Source organism: Actinomyces oris (assembly GCF_001937665.1).
GTDB classification, from domain to species: domain Bacteria; phylum Actinomycetota; class Actinomycetes; order Actinomycetales; family Actinomycetaceae; genus Actinomyces; species Actinomyces stomatis.
In genome coordinates, this window is the sequence record NZ_MSKL01000006.1 from 90,337 (window position 1) to 109,941 (window position 19,605).

A 19,605-nucleotide genomic window follows, 5' to 3' on the forward strand; every position below is an offset into this window, starting at 1 on the left:
TCAGCCCTCGTCAGCGTCGGTGCTCCCGGGTCCAGACGATGGCCTCCCCGACGCTCGTCTCTCGGCGCCCCAGAGTCGGGTCTCGTCGGGAGACGACATCGATGACGGCCTTGATCGCCGCCGGGCGCTCGCGTATCCAGCTGACCGTCCACCCGATGCGGTCGCTGCGGGCCCGCGAGTCTCCGACACCGTCGACGTCGACGCCGACCGAACGGCAGATGGCGACCGCGCGCGGCTCATGGAAGTCCTGGGTCACGAGCAGCGCCCGCTCGATCCCGAAGATCCTGCGCGCCCGCACGCAGGTGTCGTAAGTGTCGAAGCCCGCGTAGTCCACGGCGATCGCCTGATCGGGGATCCCCTTGGAGAGGAGGTACCTGCGCATGACAGTGGGTTCGTCATAGCCGGCACGCCGGTTGTCCCCGGAGACCAGGATCGCCTCGACGCGACCGCCGGTGTAGAGGTCGGCGGCGGCGTCGAGGCGGTGGGCCAGCCAGGGAGAGGGCTGCCCGTCGGCGTGAACGGCCGCCCCCAGGACGATCGCCACCGGCGCCCTGGCGGCCTCACCGTCACCGTCGCTCCCACCGGTGATCTCGATATGCCCGGCGCTGACGGTCCATGCCCAGACACTGGCCCCGGCTGTCAGAAGGGCCGCAGCACCCATGACTGCCAGCGAGATCCGCACCAGTCGTCGCACAAGCAGCCGGGGACGGACCGCAGCGCCAGGACTCTGCGATGCGTTCACCTCGTCGTCCTTGTGCTCTGTGACGGCGTCGCCCCCATGAGGGGCGGAGAGTCGAGGCTCCTCCTCAGTCATCAGGCACCCGCCCGCCTTCCCGTCCAGCGCTATCCGGCCCCGTAGGCGTACAGGACCTCGACCCACAACCCTACCCACCCGGCTGCCCGACAGAATCCCTCCGCCCCTCTCAGACCCTTCCCGCTCCACCCAGTGAACATCACGCCCACTGGCAGGTTCTCCATGGAATGATTCGGGGTGATGGCTGAGAACCACGTCGCGCTCCTTCTGACCCCCGAGGGCTGGGAGCTTCTGTCCTCCCTGCCCCCCTACGACCCGTCCGAGGCCCTGTCCCTGGGACGCTCCCTGCGCGAGGAGGGCCACTCCCCCGCCCTGGTGGCGGCCGCACTGACGCAGCAGCGCCTGCGCGAGCGGGCCGCGGCGAAGTTCGGGCCCTTCGCCCAGCAGATGCTCTTCACCGCCGACGGCCTGGAGCAGGCCACCCGGCTGGCGGTCGCGGCTCATCATGCAGCCCGTTACGCGGCCGCGGGCGTGTCGAAGGTCGCGGACCTGGGCTGCGGGATCGGTGGCGACGCCGTCGCCCTGGCCGGGCTCGACCTGCCAGTGCTCGCCGTCGACCGCGATGAGGCCGCGGCCGCTCTGGCCACCATCAACCTCATGCCCTTCCCCCACGCGAGCGTCGAGTGCGCCGACGCCCTGGAGATCGACCTGGTCGAGCGCGGGGTCGACGCCGTCTTCGCCGACCCCGCCCGCCGCGCCGACGGGCGGCGCATCACCGACCCGGAGCAGTGGTCACCGGCCCTGTCGCAGGTACTCGCGCTGCGTGAGTTCGTGCCCGCCCTCGGTGTCAAGGTCGCTCCCGGCATCGACCACGCCGTGCTGCCGCCGGATGCCCACACCCAGTGGGTGAGCGTGGACGGCGACGTCGTCGAGGCGGCCATCTGGTGCGGACCGTTGGCACCGGAGGGGCCCGGGCGCTCCGCCCTGATCCTGCGCTCAGGGACGGATGGTGCGAGCGCCTGCACGTTGGTCGATCCGAGCACCACCGATCCCTCGCAGCCGCCGGTCCAGGTCGACCCGATCGGCTCGCCCGACGACCTGGGCAGCATCATCCACGTTCCCGACGGCGCCGCCGTGCGCGCCGGACTCGTCGCCCACCTCTGTGAGACCCTGGACGCCAGGCCTGTGGGGCCCCGGATCGGCTACCTCACGGGAGAGCGTCTCCCCGATGAGTCGACCGCCCCCTTCGTGCGCTCCTTCCGGCTCACCGAGGTCCTGCCGCTACGGCTCAAGGCCCTGCGGGCCCGTGGCCGCGAGCTCGGTATCGGACGCCTGGAGATCCTCAAGCGCGGAGTCGATGTCTCCCCCGACGCGCTGCGCGCCTCGCTGAGGCTCAGCGGTCAGGAGTCGGAGACCTGGATCCTGACCCGGGTGGGAGACAAGGCGAAGGGCGCTGTTCTCGTCGTCGAACCGATCGCCGGCGCCTCATCGGCGCACTCGCCGACGTGACAGACCCCTTCCAGCGACGAGAGACCATCCCCGTCAGCGCCCACGAGGGACCTGAGGAACCCGAGGAGACCAGGACATGCAGGACACGACTGACATGACGAGCCCGAGCGCCGCGTCCGCCGACGCTCAGCTGCCGCCGGCCCGCCGCCCCCAGTCCCTCCCCTTCGCCAGCTCGGCCCGCTCCACGCTGGGGGTGGAGTGGGAGCTGGCGCTCATCGACCGAGACAGTCTCGACCTGCGCCAGTGCGCCGAGGAGATCCTCCAGAAGGTGGGCCCGGACCCGCACGTGCATGGCGAGATGATGCTCAACACCATCGAGCTGGTCTCCGGGGCACGCAGGACCGTGGCCGAGTGCATGGAGGACATCGCTCTCGCCTTCGACCGCGTCCTTCCGGTCACCGACCCGCTGCGCGTGGATCTGGCCTCAGCCGGAACCCATCCCTTCGCGGACCCGTTGGTGCAGAAGGTGACCAACGCCGAGCGCTACGCCCGCCTGGTGGACCGCACCCGGCTGTGGGGCCACCAGATGCTCATCTTCGGCACCCACGTGCACGTCGGCGTCGAGGACCGGGCCAAGGTCCTTCCGATCCTCAAGGCCCTGCTCACGCGCACCGCCCATCTGCAGTGCCTGAGCGCCTCCTCACCCTTCTGGGCGGGGGCGGACACGGGCTATGCGGACAACCGGGCCATGATGTTCCAGCAGCTGCCCACCGCCGGTGCACCCGAGCAGTTCAGCACCTGGGAGCAGCTGGAGAGCTACACCGGGGACCTGGTCCACACCGGCGTCATCGAGGACTTCACCGAGATCCGTTGGGATGTGCGCCCCTCCCCTCGACTGGGGACTATCGAGGTGCGGGCCTGCGATGCCGCCACGAACCTGACCGAGCTGGCCGGGATCGCGGCGCTGACCCAGTGCCTTGTGGAGTCCTTCTCCCGCACCCTGGACCGGGGCGAGGAGCTCGATGCGATGCCGGACTGGTACGTCGCCGAGAACAAGTGGCGCTCGGCCCGTTACGGCATGGACGCGATCCTCATCGTCAACTCAGACGGCGAGGAGGAGCTCGTGGGTGACACTGTTGAGCGGATGCTCACCGAGCTCGCTCCCGTCGCCGAGGACCTCGGCTGCGCCGCCGAGCTGGAATCCGTGCGCGCCACGTTGGAGTCGGGGGCCTCCTACCAGCGTCAGATCGCCGCGGTCAGAGCCTACGACGGGCAGAGGGAGGCGGCCGTCAGGCTGCTGCTGGCAGAGGCCCGTGCAGGCAGGCCCCTGCGCCCCACCGAGGTGCTCTCGCTGGCGGCCAAATCCTGACCCGCCCCTCCCGCGTGTTTCTCCTCTAGACGAGGGACCAACCGCGCGCCCGGGTGCGCTGCTCCCAGAAGCTGCGGTAGGGCCCCTCGAGGGACACGAGCTCATCGTGGTGCCCGTGCTGGGCGACGTGCCCGGCGTCGTCGAGGACGACGACCTGGTCGGCGGCGGCGATCGTCTCGAGCTTGTGAGCGATGACGATGAGGGTCGAGGCGCGTCGCAGCTCCTGCATCGCGGCGACGATGTTGGCCTCGTTCTCAGCGTCCAGCGCACTGGTGGCCTCATCGAGCAGGACGATCGGTGCGCGCTTGAGCAGGGCGCGGGCGATGGAGACGCGCTGGCGCTCACCGCCGGACAGGGCCCGTCCGCCCTCTCCCACGCGCGTGTCCCAACCGTGGGGCAGACGGTCGACGATCTCCGTGACACCGGCGAGCCCCGCGGCCCACCGCACCTGGGCGTCGTCGGCCGCGGGGTCGCCGATGCGGATGTTGGCGGCCAGGGTGTCGTCGAAGAGATAGACGTCCTGGAAGACCATGGAGAGCTGCTCCATGAGCTGGGCGGTCGGCATGTCACGCACGTCGGCGCCGCCGACTCTCACGGCTCCCGAGCCCACGTCCCAGAAACGGGCGACGAGGCGGGCGATGGTCGTCTTGCCGCTGCCGGAGGGACCCACGATCGCGCACATGGTGCGCGCGGGCACACTCATCGATACTCCGGGCAGGACGGGAGCATCGGCGCGGTAGCCGAAGACGACGTCGTCGAGCTCGACGGTCCCGGGCTCGGGCAACGCAAGGGGGTCCTGCGGCTCGGTCATGAGCTCGGCGTCCATGACGGCGTCGAGGTGGTTCATCATCTGGCGCCGCTCCTCCATGCCCATCACGGAGGCCCCGATGTCGTCGAGCATAGTGGTGAAGCGCAGGCACATGCCGATGACGGCGATGGACGCCAGCGTCTCCATGGCGCCGGAGGCGGCCAGTGCGGAGGCCAGGACGATCATGGTGACGACGATGATCTGGCTCAGCGCACCGTTGACAAGGTTGCCGGCGGACTCCCACCACAGGGCGCGTCTGAAGGCGCGGGCTCCGGCGTCGAAGGCGGCTGTGAGGCGGCTGTAGCCGGAGGCGGCCCGGCAGGAGCGCAGGGCCCCCTGACAGCGGGCGAACTCGACGATGCGGGCGGCGAGCTCACGCTCGGCGGGCTCGGAGATGGACTTGCCCCGGTCCAGCAGACGGCGCGAGAGGCGCACGAGTCCGGCGAACAGGGGTGCGGCCGCCGTCAGCAGAAGTCCCAGGCGCCAGTCCCAGGCCCAGGAGCCGACCCCGATGACCACGCATGCGGCTGTCGTGGAGGCGAGCGTGTACATGAAGTGGGCGGCGGACTCCCCCAGTGCTACCATTTCCTGGCTCACGGCCCGCGACAGGGTGCCGGCGGAGTCGGCGGTGAACCAGCGCAGAGGCAGGCGCGCGATCCGGTCGCCCACCGCGTGGTGGACGTCGTGCATGAAGCCCAGCGCGCCTGACATGCCCCTGCGCCGTCCCAGGAAGTCGGAGACGGCCGCGCCGATGCCGACAACGGCTAGCACGATGAGCCAACCACCGAAGGACAGCCCCCACCGGGGGGCACCGGTCGCCAGAGCGACCGAGGCTGGCAGCAGCGCCAGAAGCGCGAGCCCCACCAGGAAACCGTTGGCTCCCGCCAGGATGAGGCACCCTCGGGTCTGCTTCCAGGAGGAGTCGGCCATGAGCCGGCGGAAGCGGGACAGCAGGGAGCCCACCGGCCTGGAGGACCCGGTGGGAGAGGACGGGACCGGGAGCGCGGGCCCTGACCGCTCGCCCCGATCGCCGGTCCAGGACGCCGCAAGGTCCTCACTATCGGCTCCGTCGTCGACGGGTACGGGGATGCCCGCCCCGGTCGCGTCGTTACCGTCCGCCCCCGTGGCGTCCTCGAGCTCGCCGACCTGGCGCAGCAGTGCCCGGTAGTGGGGCTCGTCCACCAGGTCCCGGTGGGTGCCGACGGCGGCGACACGCCCGCCTTCCATGACGACGATGCGGTCGGCGCCGCGCACGGCGGCCGGCCGGTGGGCGATGACCAGGACGGTGCGATCCTTGACCAGGGTGCTCAGTGCCTGCTGGATCTCGGCCTCGGACTCGGGGTCGGCCATGGCAGTGGCCTCGTCGAGCACGATGACGGGGGTGTCCAGCAGGATGGCGCGGGCGATGGCGATGCGTTGCTCCTGCCCGCCGGACAGTGACGTGTCCTGCCCCAGGACGGTGTCGTAGCCCTCCGGCAGCGCCATGATGTCGTCGTGGATACGGGCCACACGGGCGGCGGCGCGCACCTGCTGCAGGTCGGCCTCGGGGCGCCCGAGGGCTATGTTCTCCCGCACGGTGGTGGCGAGCAGCTGGGCGTCCTGGAGAACGAAGGAGACGGTGGAGTACAGGGTGGTCTCATCCATGTCCCGCAAGTCCACCCCGCCGATGCGTATGGCACCGGCATCGGGGTCGGCGAAGCGGGCGATGAGAGTGGCCAGTGTCGACTTGCCCGAGCCGGAGGGACCGAGCAGCGCGGTCACGGTTCCCGGTTCCAGGGTCAGGGAGGCGTCGTCGACGGCGAGGACGTCCCCGTAGGAGAAGGAGACATGGTCGATCTCAACGCGCGTCGCCTGGGGTCGCCCGGGCCGGTCAGTGGCGGGCAGGACGGGGGTATCGAGGACCTCGCACAGCCGCAGGGCCGCCGCTCCGGCCAGCTGGTAGGACCAGGAGATCGAGGCGATGGTGATGAGGGCGGCGGGAAGGACCAGGGCGACGAGGGTCGTGGCCAGGACCTGGGGCAGGGTGACGGCCCCGGCGTGGATGAGCAGCGCCCCGCCACCGAGATTGACCAGGAGCAGCACGGGGATGGAGACCCAGGTGAAGGCCAGGCAGGTGACGGTGACCAGGGGCATCGCCCAGGCGCGGTAGAAGGCGGAGAACTCGTCCGCGGCGGTGAGGTAGGCAGAGTGGGCGCGTCCGACGCGGCCGAAGGCCTTGACCACACCGATCCCGGAGACGAACTCGACCATGGTGGAGGAGATGGCGGCCAGCTTGCGGTCCATCTCCACGGTCTTCTCGTTCATCCCGCGCATGGACACCGAGTAGGTGAGCACGTAGAGGACGAGCGTGGAGACGGCCAGCAGGGCCAGGCGCCAGTCGATCCAGAAGGCGCACCCCAGCAGGGCCAGCGGAGTGACGATGGCGTTGAGTCGCTCGACGGGGCCGTGGGCGATGACGGTGTGGACGAGGGTCGTGTCGTCCTGAACGGCCTTGCGCAGGTGCCCGGAGGTGGAGGCGGTGAACCAGGACAGCGGGGCGTGAGAGATGCGCTCGACGATGTCGCGGCGCAGGCGGTCGCGCAGGGACAGGTCGGCCAGGTGGGTGATGAGCAGCGCCAGGAAGTACAGCAGCAGGCGGGCGGAGTAGGCGCTCACGAGCACCATGACCGCGCCTGATACCTGCTGGGGGTTCGGGCTCAGGCCTGCCCGGTGGGCGCGCAGCAGGATGTCGCCGAGCTGGACCAGTGCGACGTAGGGCGCCACCGCCAGGACCGCGGAGAGCAGCACGAGGATCTGACCGATTCGCAGGCGGGTGCGCACGGGGGCACCGAGCCGGGCGATGGCGGCCTGTCCCTCGCGCGAACGCTGAGCATTGCTCTGCGGGGCCTGTTCACCTGCCTCGTCAGGCGCCGCGGCGCCGACCGAGGGCGGCGCCGCCGGTGGGGACGCCGGCGATGAGTGCGGCGAGGCTTCCGGAGCCGACGGTTGTGTCTGCGTGCTCATCCGGTGTCCCAACCTTCCGTCGACCTAATTCTGAATGGCTTTCAGAACTCGATAAGGGTCACCTTACTCTTGCTGCTGAACCTCGAGCAACCGATCTCAAGGACCACTACGGTGCTGCCATGACACCACCTGCGCTACTGGGCCGACCGACCGGACCGAGACCCGGTTTCTCACGCGATGACGTCGTCGACGCCGCGCTCGGGATCGGCATCGCGGACTTCACGCTCACGGCGGTGGCCAAGCGGCTGGGCGTGGCGGTCTCCGGGCTGTACCGCACGATCTCCTCGCGCGAGGACCTGCTGGCCGCCTGCCTGGAGAGGATCGCCGCCGAGGTCGATGTCCCAGCGGCCGGGAGGCGCTGGCCCGATGCGGTCAGGGCGCACGCCGAGGCCATCTGGGGGATGCTGGAGCGCTATCCCGGACTGGCCGGAGTCATCATGGGCGTGCCGTGGGCCCATCAGCTCTTCGCCACTCGGGTGGCCCATGCATGTCAGGTTCTGGTCGACGGCGGCCTGGAGGCCGAGGAGGCCGGGGTGGTCCTGGACTTCGTCGGCGACACCGTCATCTCCACGCACGCACAGATCGAGGTCATGCGCTCCCCCGCCGGTCGCCCCGAGCCGCCTGCGCCATTCCTGGGACACGAACCAGGACAGAGCGCCTCGGACGCCGGGAGGGGTGGCGCCACGGGGCTGGAGGAGGCGAGTCGGTTCGCGAAGGACAGCAAGGCACCGGCCCTGCCCGAAGCGCTGACACCCAACGAGAGCTGGCTGGACCGAGGCGGGCTAGACCGCAAGATCGAGATCATTATCCGGGGAGTGGCCGCGGGTCTTGCCCCGAGCGCGACGGATGCCGGAGGGCAGCAAGCCTCAGTGAGCGACGCTGACGTCCAGCGGCATTCCCGAGTCCGGAGCGAAGTCCATGGGGCTGGGGGCGACGCCGGCTCGCACGGCCGCTGACCCCAGGGCGGCGATCTGGGCGCCGTTGTCGGTGCAGAAGCGCAGTGGCGGCAGGCGCAGGGTGATGCCGGCCTCCTCGCAGCGCTCGGCGGCCAGGGACCGCAGGCGGGAGTTGGCCGAGTATCCGCCCCCAACGACAAGCGTGTCGCAGCCGGTGTCCAGGCAGGCCTGGACCGCCTTGGCCGTCAGGGAGTCATTGACGGCCTCCGAGAACGCGGCGCAGACGTCGGCAGTGGGCACCTCCTGGCCGGAGTCCTCCAGGGACTCGACGTAGCGGGCCACAGCGGTCTTGAGGCCGGAGAAGGAGAAGTCGTAGCGGTGGCGCTCCTTGTCCTTGCCCGCGGCCAGACCTCGAGGGAAGCGGATGGCGCTGCGGTCACCCTCCTGAGAGAGCCGGTCCACGTGTGGGCCGCCGGGGTAAGGCAGGCCGAGGAGCCGGCCGACCTTGTCGAAGGCCTCGCCGGCGGCGTCGTCGAGAGTGCCACCGAGCTCGACGACGTCGGTGGCGACGTCCCGGATGCTCAGGAGGTTCGAGTGGCCGCCGGAGACGATGAGTCCGACGAAGCGCTCCGGCAGGGGGCCGTCGACCAGCTCATCGACCGCCAGGTGGCCGATGACGTGGTTGACGCCGTAGATCGGCCGGTTCAGGCTCGCGGCCAGCGCCTTGGCGGCGGAGATGCCAACGGTCAGGGAGCCGATGAGTCCGGGGCCGGCGCACACGGCGACGGCATCGACCTCGCCCAGATCGACACCGGACTTCTCCAGCGCGGCGTCGAGGGTCGGCAGGAAGGACTCCAGGTGGGCGCGTGAGGCGATCTCGGGAATGATGCCGCCGAAGCGCGCGTACTGGTCCATGGAGGTGGCGGTGACGTCGGCGAGGAGCTCGCGGCCACGCACAATGGCTACGCCGGTCTCGTCGCAGGTGGACTCGATACCGAGAATGAGGGGATCGCTCACCAGCCCAGCCTATCGCCTACGGAGATGGAGGCAGAACAGCTGCCCACTGATGCTCACTGACGCCCACCGAGCCGCCACGGCACGGTTCCACTGAGCCCGCGATGGGGATCAACACCCCTGTCTGACATCTGCATCCCCCCTTACGCTCCTGTCATGAACAGGCTCAGGCAGTACGTTCCTCCCCGTCAGCACGGCCACTCGAGGCGCACCCTGCGCACGTGGAACCGGCGGCCGACGGCCAGGCACTTCATGGCCGTCGCGACTGCGGCCCTAGCGGTTCTCCCGCTGACTGCGTGCTCCGACGGCGGAGGAAGCGTCATCCGCTCCTGGCTCTTGAAGCAGGACGGTGTTGAGAAGGTCAAGACCTCCTGCGAGACGTACGCCGAGACCGGGTGTCACGCCATCGCTACGACGACGCTCTCCGAGGACACGGAGCCGGACCAGGCCTGCGCCTTTCTGAACCGGGTAGCCACCGAGCTTCCCGGCCATGACAAGATCAAGGCGGGTATGGCATATATTGAGCTCACCTGGAAGTACCACAACACCGTCCTTGCATTCACAAAAGTCCCCATCGACCTCAGCGAAGAGAAGGATTCTTCTAGCTCCAACGACCAGGAACAAGCCCTGGAAAAAGCCTGCGCCTTCATGGAGACAGCAGCAGAGCATTCGGGCGGGACCGCCGAAAAAATCACCCAGGAATACGAGTCCCTGACAATCGATCGCGGCACCCAGAACTCAATTCCGTCTGATATATCCACTCATCCCATCCAGGCCAAGGATGGTCAATACCTCAGCGCGGAGGACAGTTTTACGATCGGCGACTGGTCCATCCGCACCAGCACGAGCAGAGAGGAAACAACGGAGACGCTACCCACCTCGTTGATCTCAGACATCGTCAACCTCCCCATTCCCGAGGTGAAGGAACCCAGGATCGTCATCACTGCCAATACTCTCATCTCGGACGAGAAAGAGGGATTCCGGGCGCTCGTCGGAGGCCTTGGCCCCGACAACCCCGATGGCCCCAGCCAGGACACCACGGACTCCCTCCTGTCAACGATCAAGAAGTACCCCAGCGTCTCCAGAGTCAGTCTTTGCACCGAATACCCCAAGAACAGTGCCCAGCACTGCAAGGAGTACGCTCTGAAGAACGGAGAGTTCGTCGAGGCCTCCAGCTAGACATGACGGCGCAGGCATGTGCACGTGGATGGCACCCTGGTGGACTCCTCGGCGGTCGTGGAGTCGATGTGGGACTCCTTCGCCCGTGATTACGGCATGAGTGAGCGCTTCGATGAGATCATGGCCTACTCCCCCGGCCGCACCGGCCTCGACACGATCCGTCGGTTCCTGCCGGAGCTGACAGCCGAGGAGCAGGATGCCATCCACAAGCGCTTCGCTCGTGAGGAGATCGTGCTCACCGCTGGACGGATGACGGAGATTCTCGGCGCCGCAGCTTTCATGACTGCCTTGATCGACGCCGGCATTCCACTGGCCCTGGTGACCTCCGCGCCGATCGAGCTCATGCGGGCGCGCATGGAGGAGGCCGGTGTCCCCATTCCCCCTGTGGTCGTCTCCGCCGACGACATCGACCGAGGAAAGCCCGATCCTGCCCCCTACCTCAAGGCCGCCGAGCTCCTGGACGTACCGATCTCCTCCTGCCTGGTGCTGGAGGATGCCGCCTCCGGCTACACCGCCGCCCGGCGCGCCGGTGCACAGGTCCTTCTTGTGGGCGACGGTGTTCCCGAGGCCGACTCGAATGTCCCCCGGATCGCGGACTTCGCCGGGATCACCTTCACCGTCCACTAGCACCGAGCCGGGTACTTCTCGCGCAGCCCGACAGAAATACTGTTGGGGCCGCGAGAAGTACCCGGCTCGGTATTGAGTGAGGCAGGGAGGTCAGTGGGCGTGCTGGCCCTTCCACACAGCGTGGCCGAGATCCCGGTTGAGGCGCGAGATGACCTCGAGCGGAACCGACTTGGGGCACACGGCCGCACACTCTCCGATGTTCGTGCAGCCGCCGAAGCCCTCGTCGTCGTGCTGGTTGAGCATGCTCACCACGCGAGCGAGGCGCTCGGGCTGGCCCTGCGGCAGCAGGCCCAGGTGCGAGATCTTCGCACCGGTGAACAGCATGGCCGAGGCGTTGGGGCAGGCCGCCACGCAGGCGCCGCAGCCGATGCAGGCGGCAGCCTCGAAGGCTGCGTCGGCCTTCTCCTTCTGCACGGGCACCGAGTGGGCCTCCGGGGCCCCACCGGTGTTGACCGAGATGTAGCCACCGGCCTGGACGATGCGGTCCAGGGCGGAGCGGTCCACGATGAGGTCACGCAGCACCGGGAAGCCGGTGGAGCGCCACGGTTCGATCGTGATGGTGGAGCCGTCCTTGAAGGAGGGGTCCTCCGCCAGGTGGCGCATGTGCAGCTGGCAGGTGGTCGAGCGGATGGGCCCGTGGGCCTGCCCGTTGATGACCACACCGCACTGACCGCAGATGCCCTCGCGGCAGTCGGAGTCGAAGGCCACCGGCTCCTTGCCCTCGGCGAAGAGCTGCTCGTTGAGCAGGTCGAGGACCTCGAGGAAGCTCATGTGCTCCTCGATCCCGCTCATGGCGTACTCCTCGAAGTGGCCCTTCGAGTCCTTGTTCTTCTGGCGCCAGATCTTGAGCTTGATGTTCACTTGTAACTCCGCTGCTTGAGCTCGATGTCCTTGTAGACGAGGTCCTCCTTGTGGAGGATCGGCGGCTGGTTCTCCCCGCCCCACTCCCAGGCGGCGACGTAGAGGAACTCGTCATCGTGCCGCAGGGCCTCACCCTCGGGAGTCTGGGACTCCGCCCGGAAGTGGCCACCGCAGGACTCACGCCGGTGCAGGGCGTCGATGCACATGAGCTCGGCCAGCTCGAAGAAGTCCAGCAGTCGGCCGGCCTTCTCCAGGGCCTGGTTGAGCTCGTCGGCCTGGCCCGTGATACGGGCGTCGCGCCAGAACTCCTCCTTGAGTGCCCGGATCTGCTCGATGGCGTCGCGCAGTCCGGCATCGCGCCGTTCCATTCCGCAGTACTCCCACATGATGCGGCCCAGGGCCATGTGGAAGTCGTCCACGCTTCGGGTGCCGCGCAGGGCCATGAGGCGGGCGACGCGCTCCTCGACGGAGCGTTGGGCCTCGGCGATCTCCGGGGCGTTGGGGTCGACCTTGCCCAGGCGCAGCATGTCCGCCAGGTAGTCGTTCATGGTGTCGGGCAGGACGAAGTAGCCATCGGCCAGCCCCTGCATGAGGGCGGAGGCGCCCAGGCGGTTGGCGCCGTGGTCGGAGAAGTTGGCCTCTCCGGCGATGTAGAGGCCTGGGACGTTGGACTCCAGGTCGTAGTCCACCCACAGGCCACCCATCGTGTAGTGCACGGCGGGGTAGATGCGCATGGGGACCTCGTAGGGGTCGTCCCCGGTGATGCGCTGGTACATCTCGAACAGGTTGCCGTAACGGGCGGAGACGGCATCCTTGCCCAGGCGGTCGATGGCCTCGGAGAAGTCCAGGTAGACGCCGCGACGCATCATCCGCTCGTTGCCGTTGGCGTCACGCTCCTTGATGGCCGGTCCCACGCCGCGCCCCTCGTCGCACATGTTCTTGGCCTGGCGGGAGGCGATGTCACGCGGCACGAGGTTCCCGAAGGCCGGGTAGATGCGCTCGAGGTAGTAGTCTCGCGCCTCCTCGGGGATGTCGCGCGGGTCCTTGTCGCAGTCCTCGGCCTTCTTGGGCACCCAGATGCGTCCGTCGTTGCGCAGGGACTCACTCATGAGGGTGAGCTTGGACTGGAAGTCACCGGACTGCGGGATGCAGGTGGGGTGGATCTGCGTGTAGCAGGGGTTGGCGAAGTAGGCGCCCTTGCGGTGCGCGCGCCAGATGGCGGTGGCGTTGCATCCCATCGCGTTGGTGGACAGGAAGAACACGTTGCCGTAGCCGCCGCTGGCCAGCACGACGGCGTCGGCCAGGTGGGTCTCGATCTTCCCGGAGACCATGTCGCGGGTGACGATGCCGCGGGCACGGCCGTCGACGATGATGAGCTCGACCATCTCGTGGCGGCGGAACTCCTTGACCGTGCCGGCGTGTACCTGGCGCTCGAGGGCCTGGTAGGCGCCGATGAGGAGCTGCTGGCCGGTCTGGCCGCGGGCGTAGAAGGTACGGGAGACCTGCACACCACCGAAGGAGCGGTTGTCCAGCAGGCCGCCGTACTCACGGGCGAAGGGGACACCCTGGGCCACGCACTGGTCGATGATGTTGGCCGAGACCTCCGCCAGGCGGTAGACGTTGTCCTCACGGGCGCGGTAGTCACCGCCCTTGACCGTGTCGTAGAAGAGCCGGTAGGTGGAGTCTCCATCGTTGCGGTAGTTCTTCGCGGCGTTGATACCGCCCTGGGCGGCGATGGAGTGCGCCCGGCGGGCAGAGTCCTGGTAGAAGAAGACCTTGACGTTGTAGCCCTGCTCGCCCAGGGAGGCGGCCGCGGCGCCGCCCGCCAGGCCGGAGCCGACGACGATGATGTCCAGCTTGCGGCGATTGGCGGGGTTGACCAGCTTGGCCTCGAACTTGCGCTGCTCCCAGCGCCTGTCGATCGGGACGGAGTGGGGGGCCTTGGTGTCGGCGATCTTCTCGCCCTCGTAGTACAGGCCGTCGATGAGTTCAGTCATAGTCGTTCACTCTCAGTGGGTCGCCGCAGCACACTCGGCGAAGTGCTCGGCGGAGGAGCCGATCGCGTCACAGAACTGCGGGTAGTAGTCGCCAGTGGCCATGGGGGCATCGACATAGCCGAAGAGGATCGCCGTCGGAACAGCCATGAAGGCGGCGAACAGCGCGAAGGCCAGCACGAAGGCGATCAGTCGGATGAAGGGGATGGTGTTTCCTCGCACCGCACCCAGCGTCTGCAGGGCGGACCACACGCCGTGCCACACGTGCAGGCACAGGGCGGCCAGCGCGACCGCGTAGATGAGCCACACCCACCACAGCTGGAAGCCGTAGTACATGTTGAGGTAGGCCCGTCCGTGCACGTACTTCCCTCCCGGCGTCAGTGACAGGGTGGTGTACTGCAGGATGTGCCAGATGATGAACAGCAGGAGGATGACACCGCCCCAGCGCATGGTGCGCATGGCGTAGCGGGAGGCGAAGTACTCGGCGCCGGGCTTCTTGACGGCGTACTTGTCATTACCGCGGGCCCGCTTGTTGCGCACCCACAGGTGGAAGGCGCTGCCGGCGTGAGCCAGGAGGCAGGCCATGAGAGCCAGGCGGAGGATCCACAGGACACCGCCGTAAGGCAGGATCGGCACCAGCAGTGCTCGCAGGAACACGGCGTAGTGATCGTAGGCGACCTCACCCTCGAAGTAGTGCAGGTTGCCGTAGGCGTGGAAGAGGACGAAGAACAGGAACACCAGTCCCGAGATCGCCATCATGCGCTTCATGAAGACGGTCGTGGAGAAGGCGGTCCGCCTCTTCAGGGAAGGAGCAGATGTTTTGGCCACAGCAGAAGGCTAGCCGGGCACGAGGTCCCGTAGGTCCCATCTGGGCCCCTACCAGTACAGTTAGCGCTGCGATCCGCAGAATCATGGGATTCTCTCCGAATCTCGGTTCCTCATTCAACGCCGCGGAATATGTTGAGACTGTCACCCGAAGCCACCTTTTCGTCACAGGGGCGTCAGACAAATCTGTGAAGTCGCCGACACTCGCCGCTCCCTCTCCATGGACCGTGTTTATTTCCGGCCGATACGGCACCTATCTGCTTCTTCGATCCCGGCGCAATCCGGCCAGTCGGGCACCATGGCGTGAACCCGGAAAAGCTGCCCCTCAGGCTCACACCGGGCTCGACTCACCGACCTCTGCCCCTACCGGCCCCGGGCGCGGGCGCAGTGTCAACCGCATGACCACGGCGTCCTCAGGCGGAGCCTGGTAGTAGCGACGGCGCCGGCCGATGGGGACGAACCCGTGCCTGGCGTAGAGCCGCTGGGCGGCCTCGTTGGACTGGCGCACCTCCAGCAGGACATCAAGGCAGCTCATCCCTCGGGCGGTGGAGATGAGCTCGCTGAGCATGAGGGAGGCGATCCCCCGTCCGCGCGCGGACGGGACGGTGGCGATGGTCAACAGGTCCGCGCTGGACAGGCCGCCGGCGTGGTAGAGACCGGCGTAGCCCAGGAGCCGCGACCCATTCAGTCCGCCTCCGGCGTCATGATCCGCGGCGTCATCGGCATCATCAGACTCGACGACGACGTAGCGGCGGTCCGCCCGAGGCCCGCGGGAGGCCTTCAGCTCGGCTGCCAGCAGGTCGCGGCTCCAGGCCTCGGCCCCGAACAGCTCGCTCTCGAGGCGGGCGATGGTCTCCAGGTCCCCCGCTGCCATCTCCCGCAATCCGGGGGCCCGGCCCCTTGCCTTTACCTCAGGCATCTCAGTCGCCTTCGTGGTCAGCCCCGGGGTCAGCGCACGCGCTTGCGCGCGGCGGGCATCTGCACGTCGGCGTGGCGCAGGTAGAGCGGCTGCGTGCTCAGCTCCTCGCCGCGCTCGAGGCGGGCCAGGGCGATGCGCACCTGGGTCAGGGCGTCACCGGAGACGGGGGCCAGGGCCTCGTGGCAGGAGGCCGCCTCCGCCAGCTCGGGGTAGAGGGCGGCGCCGGAACCGGCCACGACGTCGATGGTGTCGACTCCGCCGCCCTGCCCCAGTGTCTGCTCGGCGACCTGAGCCGGGGGGCAGACGCTGATCTCGGTCAGGCGGGTGACGTCGTCGGGCCCGTTGGCGCGGAAGAGTGCCGCATAGACCTCGCGTCTACGGGCATCGGTGGCGACCAGGACGACAGGTTCCTTCCACCCCTCGGGGGCTCCGAGTCCGTCGAGGGCGAGGCGGGCGACGGCGTCGAGACTGGAGACTCCGTGAACGGGGACGCCCCGGGTGCGTCCGATGACCCCGGCCGTCACCAGTCCGGCCCGCAGCCCGGTGAAGGGGGCTGGACCGGTGGCGGCGACCACGGCGTCCAGCGGGCGCTCGGCCACCTCGGGGGCCGACAGGGCCTGAGAGAGCATCTGTCCCAGGGACTCGGCGTGACGGCGGGTATCGGCCTGTTCGTCCTGGCTCAGTACCTGCAGGGCGCGTGCGCCGGCGGCCGTGGGAGCGGCGTCGACGACCGCGAGCTGTGTCCCCAGGGAGGAGTCGATGGAGAGGATTCGCACCGGACCAGCCTATGCCCTCGGGTCTCGCGGTGAGTTGATGCGGCTCTCGGGGATCGTGTCCCCCAGGGTCTCGCCGGCGGTCGCATCGGCATCGCCCTCGCCCTCGTCCCCGAGAAGGGACAGGTCGATGGCAGCGCGGGGGATGCCCCGCCGCACTGCGGCGCCCTGAGTGTCGGACTCGTCCCGGCAGCGCCGGTCGGCGCGCTCGGCCATGTCGGCGCGGTTGCGGGCCTGACGCAGGGGGGCGGTCACCTTGCGCTCGTGACGGACCGTGATGATGACGGTGACGAGCCCGACGACGACGACCGCCAGGACCGGCCCCCAGATCGCCCAGCCGCCCGTGGTGGAGCGCTCCTCGCTCTGACCGGCGGAGGTCTTGGGCTTGGAACCGGCGCGTTCACGCAGGATCTCTCCATAGGCACGGAGCTCGATGGGGCCGGCCAGGCGCCGGGTGGCGGCCTCCCCCATCGCCGTCACCGTGGTGCCGCGCAGCGAGTACCAGGCGTTGGCGTTGCGGTCGTGGACGAGGTGGGCCTCACCCATCTGGTCGACGTCGGTGGCCAGGTCGTCGTCGAACACTGGGGTGCAGGTGGCGTGCCCCTTGTCATGGACCACTTCGAGAAGACCGACTGGCTTGCCGCCGGCGGAGACGGTCGCGGCCCAGTCGCCGGTGTCGACGGGTTGCGCGGAGGGCTGGGAGCCGTTGAGGAATCCGGATGCCCAGGTGTAGACGCTCCGCGGCTCACCCACCGTGATCTCGCCCTGCTCGCCGGTGCTCTGACGCACCTGCGCGACGCACTCGCTCTCCATGAGTGCCTTGGCCTCGTCACGTGACTCGGCGTCGGTTGAGACACCCGTGAGGCCGCCGGCGGACGTGATCGGCGAGAGGTGGGGACTGGTATCGGCAACGGCCCGGGCCTCCCCCAGGGTCAGGAGGCAGACGCTCAGAAGCGTCGCCGCCAGCGCGGGAAGGATGAGGCCTCTGGGGCCCTGGGAGCGTCGGGACGGCCGGATGGGGATGGCGTTGCGGACCGGAGCCACGGTGGTGGGAGTGTTCACAGCGGTACTCCAGGCTGGGATGAGGCGTCTGCGGCCAGTGGGCTCAGATCGACGTCGGCCCAGCGCGGACCGACGGCGCTCACGATGATGGTCCGGTTGCCGTCGTCGACCTCGCCGAGGTCCACGACAGGCTCCCCCGTCACCGAGCCGGCAGCGTACTCGGCACCGGCGGGGACATCGTCGCCCTGCGGGGGCTCGGCATGGACGGCTCCGTGGGGGCGGAGCACCTGGATCTCCAGACGGTTGGGGCTCAGGGCCTCTACCTTCTCCTCACCCCACTCGACCAGGGTGACCGCACGGTCCAGGGAGGAGTCCAGGTCGAGGGCGTCGATCTCCTCCAGGGAGGTGATCCGATAGGCGTCGACGTGGATGAGGTCAGGGCCGTCGGACAAGGAGGGGTGCACACGGGCGATGATGAAGGTGGGCGAGGAGACCCGGCCACGCACCTCCAGGGCCGAGCCGATGCCCTGAGCGAGCGTGGTCTTACCGGCCCCCAGCCCACCGGAGAGCATGACGAGGTCGCCGGCGCGCAGCAGGCGGCCCAGCCGAGCCCCGAGTGCCCGGGTCTCATCGGCGTTGCCGGTGGCAACGGTGATCCCGGGGGCCGTCTCAGGTGTGTGCGGCGCTGCGCTCATATGCCCTCCTCATCCGTGCATGGATCCGTTGGTGGAACCGGTCGGCCCAGCGGGACCGGCGATATCCGACGTCTGCTGTTGTCTAGGGTCGAGAGTAGTCGCCCGTGCCGCGGCTCCCGACGTAGCAGCGCGGGACACGAGCACCCAACCGGGTCACGATCTCGTAGTTGATGGTGCCGCAGACCTGCGCCCACTCGTCCGCGGTGGGGACGGCCTCCCGGTCTGCAACCTCAGGAGCGCCCCAGAGCACGGCGATATCTCCGACCTGGGCCGGTGCCGGCAGCGACGCGCCGGTCTCGTCCACGGCCGGGCCGAGGTCGACGACCGCCTGATCCATGCACACCCGCCCCACGATGGAGGTCATGATGCTGCCGACCCCCACGGGCCCGGCGGAACTGGCGGCGCGGGGGATCCCGTCGGAGTACCCCAGGGGCACGAGCCCCACCCAGCGGTCGGTGGGGGCGCTCCAGGTTCCCCCGTAGGAGACGGCCTGCCCGGCCTCGATGCGCTTGACCTGCACCAGAGGGGACTCCAGACGCATGGCGGGCCGCAGCCCGAGCTCGGCGCTGGTGGCCACGGAGGGGTCGGGGCTCAGTCCGTACAGGCCGATCCCGGCGCGCACCAGGTCCATGCGGACCTGCGGGTGCCACAGGAGCCCTCCGGTGGCGGCGAGGTGGCGGATGGCCGGGTTGAGGCCGGAGGCTCGGACGACCTCCTCGGCCTGCTGGTATCGCTCCAGGTGCTCCTCAGTGGATCCGCTGGCGGGCTCGTCGGCTCGCGACAGGTGGGACCACAGGCCGACGACGTCGACCGTCCCCTCATCCACGGCCCGCCTCAGCGCGGCGGCCAGGGCGGGCAGCTCCTCAGGGGCGGCGCCGCCGCGGGACATGCCGGTGTCGACCTTGAGGTGGAGACGCGCCGCCCTCCCCTGCGCCCGGGCCGCCGCCGACAGGGCCTCGAGCTGGGGCAGGGTGGAGACCGACAGGTCCAGGTCGGCCGCCAGGGCGGCGCGCAGGGGCGAGTCCTCGGCGGCCGCCCGGGAAGGATCCATGACGGGCAGGAGCCAGGTGAGGACCCGGGGGGCCTGGGCGGAGGGCTCCCCCGTCGGGCGGCTCACGCCGGCCTCATCCAGAAGGGAGCGCAGGGTCAGGGCCTCGGCGAGCTGGGCCACCCCCAGCCAGGAGGCCCCCGCTGACAGGGCCGTCACGGCGATCGGCCCCAGCCCGTGACCGTAGGCATCGGCCTTGACCACGGCCATCCACGGCACGCCCGCCACCTGTGCCAGGCGCCGCCCGTTGTGGGCCACGGCCTCCAGATCGATGACGGCCCGCGAGGTGGCCGCCGGCGGAGCGGAGTGGGCGACCGCGGATCGCGGAGCGGCGGACGGGGTCATTGCGGCTGAGTCCATGGAGGTGGTCACGGCGCGATTGTCGCACT

At 69.2% G+C, this 19,605-nt stretch carries 16 protein-coding genes; 5 read left to right on the forward strand and 11 right to left on the reverse strand.

Going from position 1 to position 19,605, the window contains the following annotated elements; all coding sequences use genetic code 11:
- Positions 1–10: 10 nt before the first annotated feature.
- On the reverse strand, positions 11–670 hold the full coding sequence (locus BKH28_RS02345; protein WP_256695447.1) for a SanA/YdcF family protein: 660 nt from the start codon (positions 668–670) through the stop codon (positions 11–13).
- A 324-nt stretch (positions 671–994) separates the two neighbouring features.
- On the opposite strand from BKH28_RS02345, the gene BKH28_RS02350 reads away from it, so the two are divergent.
- Together BKH28_RS02350 and BKH28_RS02355 are read left to right on the forward strand one after the other, a co-directional pair.
- On the forward strand, positions 995–2,263 hold the full coding sequence (locus BKH28_RS02350) for a class I SAM-dependent methyltransferase (RefSeq protein ID WP_075417402.1): 1,269 nt from the start codon (positions 995–997) through the stop codon (positions 2,261–2,263).
- Between the two features lie 76 nt (positions 2,264–2,339).
- The gene (locus tag BKH28_RS02355; protein WP_178388810.1) at positions 2,340–3,572 is read left to right on the forward strand and encodes a glutamate--cysteine ligase; all 1,233 of its coding nucleotides are present in this window, start codon (positions 2,340–2,342) and stop codon (positions 3,570–3,572) included.
- Between the two features lie 25 nt (positions 3,573–3,597).
- Here BKH28_RS02355 and BKH28_RS02360 read toward each other — a convergent pair whose 3' ends face one another.
- Complete coding sequence (locus BKH28_RS02360; protein WP_075417327.1) at positions 3,598–7,383, reverse strand: ABC transporter ATP-binding protein; 3,786 nt, start codon at positions 7,381–7,383, stop codon at positions 3,598–3,600.
- A gap of 119 nt (positions 7,384–7,502) precedes the next feature.
- Between BKH28_RS02360 and BKH28_RS02365 the strand changes: the two genes are divergently transcribed.
- Positions 7,503–8,339: a TetR/AcrR family transcriptional regulator gene (locus BKH28_RS02365; protein WP_075417328.1), complete on the forward strand. Its 837-nt coding sequence runs from the start codon at positions 7,503–7,505 to the stop codon at positions 8,337–8,339.
- Here the strand turns inward: BKH28_RS02365 and tsaD are convergent.
- Positions 8,250–9,296 carry a tRNA (adenosine(37)-N6)-threonylcarbamoyltransferase complex transferase subunit TsaD gene (gene tsaD / locus BKH28_RS02370; RefSeq protein ID WP_075417329.1) on the reverse strand — a complete coding sequence of 349 codons (1,047 nt, stop codon included), beginning with the start codon at positions 9,294–9,296 and terminating at the stop codon, positions 8,250–8,252. The genes BKH28_RS02365 and tsaD overlap by 90 nt on opposite strands.
- A gap of 153 nt (positions 9,297–9,449) precedes the next feature.
- On the opposite strand from tsaD, the gene BKH28_RS02375 reads away from it, so the two are divergent.
- Both BKH28_RS02375 and BKH28_RS02380 read left to right on the forward strand, forming a co-directional pair.
- Complete coding sequence (locus BKH28_RS02375; protein ID WP_075417330.1) at positions 9,450–10,472, forward strand: hypothetical protein; 1,023 nt, start codon at positions 9,450–9,452, stop codon at positions 10,470–10,472.
- A gap of 24 nt (positions 10,473–10,496) precedes the next feature.
- Positions 10,497–11,099 carry an HAD-IA family hydrolase gene (locus BKH28_RS02380; RefSeq protein ID WP_075417404.1) on the forward strand — a complete coding sequence of 201 codons (603 nt, stop codon included), beginning with the start codon at positions 10,497–10,499 and terminating at the stop codon, positions 11,097–11,099.
- 90 nt (positions 11,100–11,189) lie between these two features.
- On the opposite strand, the gene BKH28_RS02385 is transcribed toward BKH28_RS02380, so the two are convergent.
- The 8 genes from BKH28_RS02385 to alr all read right to left on the reverse strand — a co-directional run bounded on the left by BKH28_RS02385 (position 11,190) and on the right by alr (position 19,561).
- A complete protein-coding gene (locus tag BKH28_RS02385) occupies positions 11,190–11,960 on the reverse strand; it encodes a succinate dehydrogenase/fumarate reductase iron-sulfur subunit (RefSeq protein ID WP_075417331.1) in 771 nt (256 codons plus the stop codon).
- Positions 11,957–13,957, reverse strand: coding sequence for a fumarate reductase/succinate dehydrogenase flavoprotein subunit (locus BKH28_RS02390; protein ID WP_075417332.1), 2,001 nt, complete (start codon positions 13,955–13,957; stop codon positions 11,957–11,959). Before BKH28_RS02390 ends, BKH28_RS02385 begins: the two co-directional genes overlap by 4 nt.
- Positions 13,958–13,969: 12 nt before the next feature.
- Positions 13,970–14,722, reverse strand: a complete 753-nt coding sequence (locus BKH28_RS02395) for a succinate dehydrogenase cytochrome b subunit (protein ID WP_178388817.1) — start codon at positions 14,720–14,722, stop codon at positions 13,970–13,972.
- Positions 14,723–15,110: 388 nt separating this feature from the next.
- Complete coding sequence (locus BKH28_RS02400; protein ID WP_075417334.1) at positions 15,111–15,698, reverse strand: GNAT family N-acetyltransferase; 588 nt, start codon at positions 15,696–15,698, stop codon at positions 15,111–15,113.
- 29 nt (positions 15,699–15,727) lie between these two features.
- The gene (tsaB, locus tag BKH28_RS02405; RefSeq protein ID WP_075417335.1) at positions 15,728–16,474 is read right to left on the reverse strand and encodes a tRNA (adenosine(37)-N6)-threonylcarbamoyltransferase complex dimerization subunit type 1 TsaB; all 747 of its coding nucleotides are present in this window, start codon (positions 16,472–16,474) and stop codon (positions 15,728–15,730) included.
- A 9-nt stretch (positions 16,475–16,483) separates the two neighbouring features.
- Positions 16,484–17,533 (reverse strand): hypothetical protein, encoded by a 1,050-nt coding sequence (locus BKH28_RS02410; protein ID WP_075417336.1) that lies wholly within the window; start codon positions 17,531–17,533, stop codon positions 16,484–16,486.
- Entirely contained in the window at positions 17,530–18,168 is a 639-nt protein-coding gene (gene tsaE, locus BKH28_RS02415) for a tRNA (adenosine(37)-N6)-threonylcarbamoyltransferase complex ATPase subunit type 1 TsaE (protein ID WP_075417337.1), read from the reverse strand. The genes BKH28_RS02410 and tsaE overlap by 4 nt, the downstream gene beginning before the upstream one ends.
- Positions 18,169–18,250: 82 nt before the next feature.
- Positions 18,251–19,561, reverse strand: coding sequence for an alanine racemase (alr, locus tag BKH28_RS02420; protein WP_075417338.1), 1,311 nt, complete (start codon positions 19,559–19,561; stop codon positions 18,251–18,253).
- Positions 19,562–19,605 lie beyond the last annotated feature (44 nt).